The organism is Nitrosomonas sp., assembly GCF_022842015.1.
GTDB lineage: Bacteria > Pseudomonadota > Gammaproteobacteria > Burkholderiales > Nitrosomonadaceae > Nitrosomonas.
This window is the reverse complement of sequence record NZ_JALHQJ010000103.1, coordinates 1-6,841: the sequence shown is the minus strand read 5'-3', so window position 1 is coordinate 6,841 and position 6,841 is coordinate 1. Positions and strand designations below refer to the sequence as shown.

The window sequence follows — 6,841 nt, the reverse complement described above, 5'->3', positions numbered from 1 at the left end:
TGGGTCAGGCCGTCGGTTACAAAGTTCGCTTCTCGGACAAGATCAGTTCCGATAGTTATATCAAATTGATGACTGACGGGATTCTGCTGGCGGAAACGCAAGGCGATCCATTATTGCAGCCTTACGATACGCTGATTATCGATGAAGCCCACGAGCGCAGTCTGAATATTGATTTTCTGCTCGGGTTTATCAAGCAGTTATTGCCCCAGAGGCCCGATCTTAAACTGATCGTCACTTCTGCTACGATTGATGCGCAACTCTTCTCGCAACATTTTAATGATGCGCCTGTCATTGAAGTGACCGGGCGTTTGTACCCGGTAGACATTTTATATCGCCCGCTGCACACCGATGATGAGGAAGACCGCGATATGCAGCGTAGCATCATTCATGCGGTTGATGAGTTGATGGCTTCGGGTTCGGGCGATATTCTGGTTTTTCTCCCGGGCGAGCGCGAGATCCGCGAGACGGCTGAAACCTTGCGCAAACATCATTTTGATCGCTTGCGGGGTGGGATAGAAATCTTGCCTTTGTTTGCACGGTTATCTTTTGCCGAACAGGAGCGGGTTTTTCAATTGAGCAGCAATCGTCGTCGCATCGTACTGGCGACCAATGTGGCCGAAACTTCATTGACGGTTCCAGGCATCCATTACGTGATTGATAGCGGTTCGGCGCGGGTGAATCGCTATAGCTATCGCAACAAAGTAGAGCAATTACTGGTCGAGAAAATTTCCCGTGCGTCGGCGGATCAAAGGGCAGGGCGCTGTGGCCGGGTGGCCAATGGCGTTTGTATCCGTTTGTATTCAGAACAGGATTATCAGGCTCGTGCGCCTTATACCGATCCGGAAATTCTGCGCTCTTCGTTGGCAGCGGTTATTCTGCGCATGCAATCGCTGAAAATTGGCGACGTGGAAAGTTTTCCATTTCTGGAGGCGCCAGCGCCACGCATGATTGCCGATGGTTATCAATTGCTGGCGGAACTGGGTGCGGTCGATGAAAAAAGACAGCTGACCGCGATTGGCTGGCGTTTGGCTAAATTCCCGATTGATCCCAAAATTGCCCGTATGATTTTAGCGGCGAAACATGAAAATTGCCTGCACGAAATACTGATCATTACTTCGGCGTTAAGCCTGCAGGATCCACGCGACCGGCCGTTTGAACAACAAGCGGCAGCTGACGAGGCGCACCGGCGTTTTCAGGATGAGCGCTCAGATTTTCTTTCCTATCTGAAACTTTGGGATTTCTTTGATGAATTATTAAAGCATAAGAAATCCACCCGCAAACTGATCGCGCAATGTCGTGAAAATTTTCTATCCTATCGACGGTTGCGTGAATGGCGCGAGATTCATGGTCAACTGCATGTATTGATGACAGAGCTTGGTTTCAGGCCCAACGAAATACCCGCGGGTTATGATGAAATTCATCGTGCGCTACTCGCTGGATTGCTCGGTAATATCGGTTTTAAATCCGAGAAAGAGGGTGAGTATCTGGGGGCTCGTGGCATCAAGTTCGCGATTTTTCCGGGCTCTGTATTGAGAAAAGGTAAGAGCAAATGGGTGGTTGCTGCGGAATTGGTCGAAACCAGTAAGTTATTTGCACGCTGCGCGGCAAAAATTGATCCAACTTGGTTGGAAAGGATTGCCGGTAGTTTGTGCAAAAGGCATTATTCTGATCCGCACTGGGAGAAGAAACGGGCGCAGGTCGTGGCCTTTGAACAAGTGACGCTGTATGGCTTAATGATTGTTCCCAAACGATCGGTTCATTATGGCGTGATTAATCCGCAAGAAGCGCGTGAGATCTTTATCCGTTCGGCGTTAGTGGCAGGAGAACTGGTAACACAAGCGCCTTTTTTTCACCATAATCAGGCATTGATTCAGGAAATCGAAGCGTTGGAGCATAAAACGCGCAGACAGGACGTATTGGTCGATGAGCAGGAAATTTTTGCCTTTTTCGATGCCATCATTCCGCAACAAGTCACCAATGGTGCCGGATTCGAGAAATGGCGCAAGCAAGCGGAACAGCAGGATCCCCGGTTGCTGTATTTAAAGCGCGAGTTACTCATGCGCCACCAGGCCGATCATGTGACCGAAGTGCAATTTCCTGAGCGCATGACTTTACCGGATGGTAGCGTGTTGCCCCTTGTCTATCGCTTTGAACCGGGCCATATATTGGATGGAGTTACTGTTTCTGTACCGCTACCATTATTAAACCGCTTGGATGGCAAACAGTTGGATTATCTGGTGCCCGGTTTAATTCGTGAAAAAGTTACCTGGTATTTGAAAGTGCTGCCTAAAAACGTCCGCCGTATGCTGGTACCGCTTCCGGAATCAGTCACAAAATTTTTGCAAAGTCATTCCAAAGCTTCACATTTGCTTGCATTGCAGGAAGCATTGGAGAAGTTTGTGCTAAAAGAAACCACCTTGACGGTTACGCTTGAGAGTTGGAAAACAAGCGATATTCCAATGCATTTGTTGATGAATATTCGAGTGGTTGATGATGCCGGACAAGAACTGGCTATGAGCCGGGATCTGAATAGGTTGCAGAAGCGGCTCGGTGAAGCGGCGCAGATGATTTTTGTGAAGCGTGATGACGAGAGCGAGAAAAATTCTATTGAGCGTGAACAGATAACGCAATGGGATTTTGGCGATTTGCCCGATGAAATAGTATTTATGCGAAATGGCCGGCAACTGACAGGCTATCCGGCGTTGATTGATCAGGGCGATAGTGTCGCCATCCGTTTGTTTGATACGCAAGCAGCGGCTGAAACTGTGATGCGTTCGGGTATTAGGCGGTTATTATGTTTAGCGCTGAAAGACCAACTTAAGCAATTGGAAAAGAATCTACCCGGATTAAGGGAAATTAGCGTGCAATTGGCAGCCCGAGTTATTCCGGGCGATCTGAAACAGGATATGCTGACTGCCATCATAGACCGCGCATTGTTGAGCGATGATTTGCTTCCTCGCACTGAATCAGCATTTATTGAGCAAAGACAGCGTGCCAAGCACCGCCTCCCGGAAGTTTCTGCTTTTCTATCGGGCATGCTGCAACAGATAGGCCGCGAGTATCAAACGCTATTGCAAAAATTCACTAAGATCCGGGTCAGTAAAGTGAAAGCTGAATTAAATACGCAGCTTGATAATCTTGTTTACCCTGGATTTGTCAGCAATACGCCTTGGAACAACATGTTGCAGATGCCCCGTTATTTAAAAGGCATGGGATTGCGTGTCGAGAAATTATCCGTAAATCCGGAACGCGATGAGCACAATAGCCTTGAAATTAATGCGCTGTGGCAGCAGTATTTACAACGCCTAGCAAAGCATCAAGAAATTGAATATGTAGATAAAAATTTAAGCGAATTTCGCTGGCAGATCGAAGAGCTGCGTATTTCTTTGTTCGCGCAAGAATTAAAGACTGCCTATCCGGTATCTGTTAAGCGGTTGCAGAAGCTTTGGGAGAGTGTGCGCCTGTAATTCGGCTTGGTTTTGCGGGTTAGAATTTGGAGTGCAAGTAGGTAGATTGCGAAGGAATGTAATACCCCGCAGCAAGCTGCGGGGCAAGGATTTTTCTCAGCGCTGCAAGAACAACCGGCGCTAAGAATTGGCTATATGGACGGAACTAATCTGAGCTCTTCCCCAGAAGGGATATTTGAATTCTTGGGTGAAGGATCGCTTGGAATTACTGGTTCCGAAGGAAGCTGCATATATTCTTCTGCAGTTTTTGTTTCTGCAGCTTTCTCTTCATCGAGAATATAACCGGGCTCAAAACTTGGTCCAATGCTTTCTCGCTCGACAAATTGGTGATTGGGATGAAAAGATTTATCGAAAGCTAATACGTTCCCTGCATAACAAGCTGTGCACACAGCGGCTGCTATTGTTAAGGCTTTTAATTTATTCATGCTGATTCTCCTTGTATTTTGTTTTAGTGAGAGCCATTGATGATGGCTTGCTTCTTCATAAAGACTCGTGCAGTAAAGCACACATTAGCGGGTAATACATGCAACTTATTGGATAGCGTTATGGTGATGAGGGAACATAAACCGCTACACAATAGGTGTCAATTGATAAATATACACCAAAAACAGTTTTATTTTTTAAAATAGAACAAATTAGGTGTTGAATTTCCCCCTATCTTCTGTTTAAAAATAGAAAGTTTTGCACAAAAAACAACACCTGCGACAAAGCGTTTAAGCGGAGTATCGCGTAAAGCTTGGCTAATGAATTATTCCATCGTGTGTGATGCACACACACTGTCGAAAACGAGCAGCAGTATTACAGAGCCTGGAAACTAGTGCAGTCCTAACGACTCAAGCGTAATCTCATCCCTTTCGTCATCATAATCAGAATAATCCTTTTTGATGACTTCGAATTCGTCATCATCAGAATCATCTTTGCTGCTTCCAAATTCATCAATAATGTTTGCTAGTTGACTGGGGGGAATTTTACTATTTGCTATCGCATCCTCTTCCCCATCCAAATCGTTGGCAGAATAAAATCCATCGTCGTCGTCGTCAAAAGAAAGTTCTTTGATCATCGCTGTCTACCTCCACATAATAATTTGAAGAAGTACTATTGATATCACACTGCGTTGACACAAAACTAATAAGAACATGGGGTTTCTGCCGGCATTTTCAAGTTTTGAAAGACCCCAGAGTAATTTTCATTTTACCGTGAGATTATCTGAAATTTAGCTAATCCCTAACAAGCATACAATTCTTCAACTATTAAAGTTTAAATTTGACTATCATTATTGATTCTTCAAGATTAGTTACTAATCTAGTATCTATCGATAATTCGAATTCGGTGTCTCATTTAATGTCTCTGTTGCTGCCACGACACAGTTTTAGCTCATTACTGATTTTTGACAAGTTCGTAGCTTCACCATCAATATTGATCGAATAGGAATTTGGATTATTCTTTATTTGGACAATGAACATTACGTCTTCTATAGGTGTATTTGCAAATACTGGGGTCAAATGCGGCAATCGGGATTTAGCAATTGTTAGCTTAACGAGTTGGGTTATCATCAATCTTTCTTCTGCTTTGCTGCTATATCAATAATGCATGATACTGAATTAGGTTATGTCATTACGTGATAAAAATCACATTAGCTCCGTGAAATCAGATATAAATTGAGATTTCTGCACTGGTACAAGCATATTGAGAAACGTAAGGGGGTGTAATTCTGTTTTAAATTATGCAATTGCATTGTGTTGTGCGCAGCTTGCAGCGAGTAGTGGCAGTCAGAAGGAGATGCCTATGAATAATTGCAACTATTCAGTCCATATCTCACCGATCATGACAGAGATGATCCTTATCGTCAGCATCAGCATACTGGTTCTGACTGGTTGCGTCGCAGTGGAAACTAGATCCACCGTTGCGCCGAGAGATAGTGCCGCTACTGCCTGCCGGGCCTTATATCAAGAAATTGATACTGCTATTGATAACGTGGGTGTACGTGATTATGGTTCATCGCTGATTGAGGGGTTTCCTTACCTTCGTACAACACGTCTGTTGGCTTCATTCAGTCATGAATTAAACGATAAATCACCACAGTGGTTGGCATGGGTTGCTCACATGGCTGATCTCGATGCTCAATCGCGTGCATTAGAGTTGCGTAATCTGCCTCCTTCAGTGCGAAGTCAACACAAAGATACTTTGCTTGATGAACTCAATACATGTCGCGATCTATTAATATCCATTGATCTTGCAAAGCCTGAGCAGCGCACCCGACTACGCGATATCGTCCATGTTCCGGATGATTATGTCACTTGGTGGCAGGCACTTGGTCTTTATCCGTTCACTGCCCCTGTTATTGCTGTAGGAATAGCTGAATGGCATCGCAAAACACATGAGATTTTCGCGATACCGATTGCTTCGCTGCCGGTTACGGGCAAGTTGATACGTTGGGTGCCAGTATCAACTGCCATGACGCCAGAAATGGATGCTTTGCTACCTGATCAAACGCTTACTGTTCAACAGATCAGCGAAATTCTGTATCGATCGCTCGATCCACTGGGCATCCCCATACCACAAGATGTTGAGCTGGATCAGCTTTTCAATACATTTGCGCCAGCATGGGAGGTGGATGTCGCTGATGATAATGATCGCATTGGTAAGATACATTTGAAAAACGGGCCATCCGTAGACATTGCTCGCCCGATATTCTATCGCAAGGTTTCATACACTCGCTTTGGCCCACAAGTGCTGCTACAGCTCAATTACATTGTCTGGTTTCCGGCGCGATCGGGTAGCGATATTTATGCAGGTCAACTCGACGGCATCAACTGGCGGGTAACACTAGGGCCAGACGGTAAGCCCTGGCTTTACGATGCCATTCATAATTGTGGTTGCTATCACAAGTTCTTCCTGAGTCATAAACTACGTTTGCGTAAAGATCTTCCTTCTGCCTATTTTGAATCGCCATTGTTACCGCAATCTGCACCGGAGCAACAATCTCTGGTGCTGCGTATCGCTCATCATACGCATTTCATCCAGCGGATCTATTCTGATAGCGCGCTGGATACTCAGTCATCGGCGATACAGGAAAACCAGCCATTGCTGTGGGAGGATTATGATGAACTGCGTTCTTTGTCCTCGGAGGAAGGATATCGTAGCTTGTTCGGAAAATATGGATTGGTTGCTGGAACAGAACGATCCGAGCGATTTCTTTTTTGGCCCATGGGAATCCGCTCGCCAGGTGCAATGCGCCAATGGGGTCGTCATGCTACTGCTTTTAACGGGCGCCGACACTTTGATGATGCTTTTCTCATTGAATCGCTATTTGAAAGGACGCCATAAAGTATGAAGAAAATTTTATTTTGGGTAGCCATTAGTCTGCCGGTTGT

General features: G+C 45.4%; 4 protein-coding genes. 2 read left to right on the top strand and 2 right to left on the bottom strand.

Annotation, left to right across the window (positions count from 1 at the left end):
- Positions 1-3,467 (top strand): ATP-dependent RNA helicase HrpA (hrpA, locus tag Q0C11_RS13925; RefSeq protein ID WP_293008990.1); only part of this gene is annotated, 3,467 nt, incomplete at its 5' end.
- 131 nt (positions 3,468-3,598) lie between these two features.
- Here the strand turns inward: hrpA and Q0C11_RS13920 are convergent.
- On the bottom strand, positions 3,599-3,892 hold the full coding sequence (locus tag Q0C11_RS13920) for a hypothetical protein (protein WP_293008988.1): 294 nt from the start codon (positions 3,890-3,892) through the stop codon (positions 3,599-3,601).
- Between the two features lie 389 nt (positions 3,893-4,281).
- A complete protein-coding gene (locus Q0C11_RS13915) occupies positions 4,282-4,527 on the bottom strand; it encodes a hypothetical protein (RefSeq protein WP_293008986.1) in 246 nt (81 codons plus the stop codon).
- A 725-nt stretch (positions 4,528-5,252) separates the two neighbouring features.
- On the opposite strand from Q0C11_RS13915, the gene Q0C11_RS13910 reads away from it, so the two are divergent.
- Positions 5,253-6,794 (top strand): hypothetical protein, encoded by a 1,542-nt coding sequence (locus tag Q0C11_RS13910; protein WP_293008984.1) that lies wholly within the window; start codon positions 5,253-5,255, stop codon positions 6,792-6,794.
- Positions 6,795-6,841: the final 47 nt, after the last annotated feature.

What these genes read in the sequence shown, in the direction of transcription:
- Q0C11_RS13920 (WP_293008988.1), bottom strand. Translation starts at nt 3,892, where the DNA reads ATGAATAAATTAAAAGCCTTAACAATAGCAGCCGCTGTGTGCACAGCT.
- Q0C11_RS13915 (WP_293008986.1), bottom strand. Translation starts at nt 4,527, where the DNA reads ATGATCAAAGAACTTTCTTTTGACGACGACGACGATGGATTTTATTCT.
- Q0C11_RS13910 (WP_293008984.1), top strand. Translation starts at nt 5,253, where the DNA reads ATGAATAATTGCAACTATTCAGTCCATATCTCACCGATCATGACAGAG.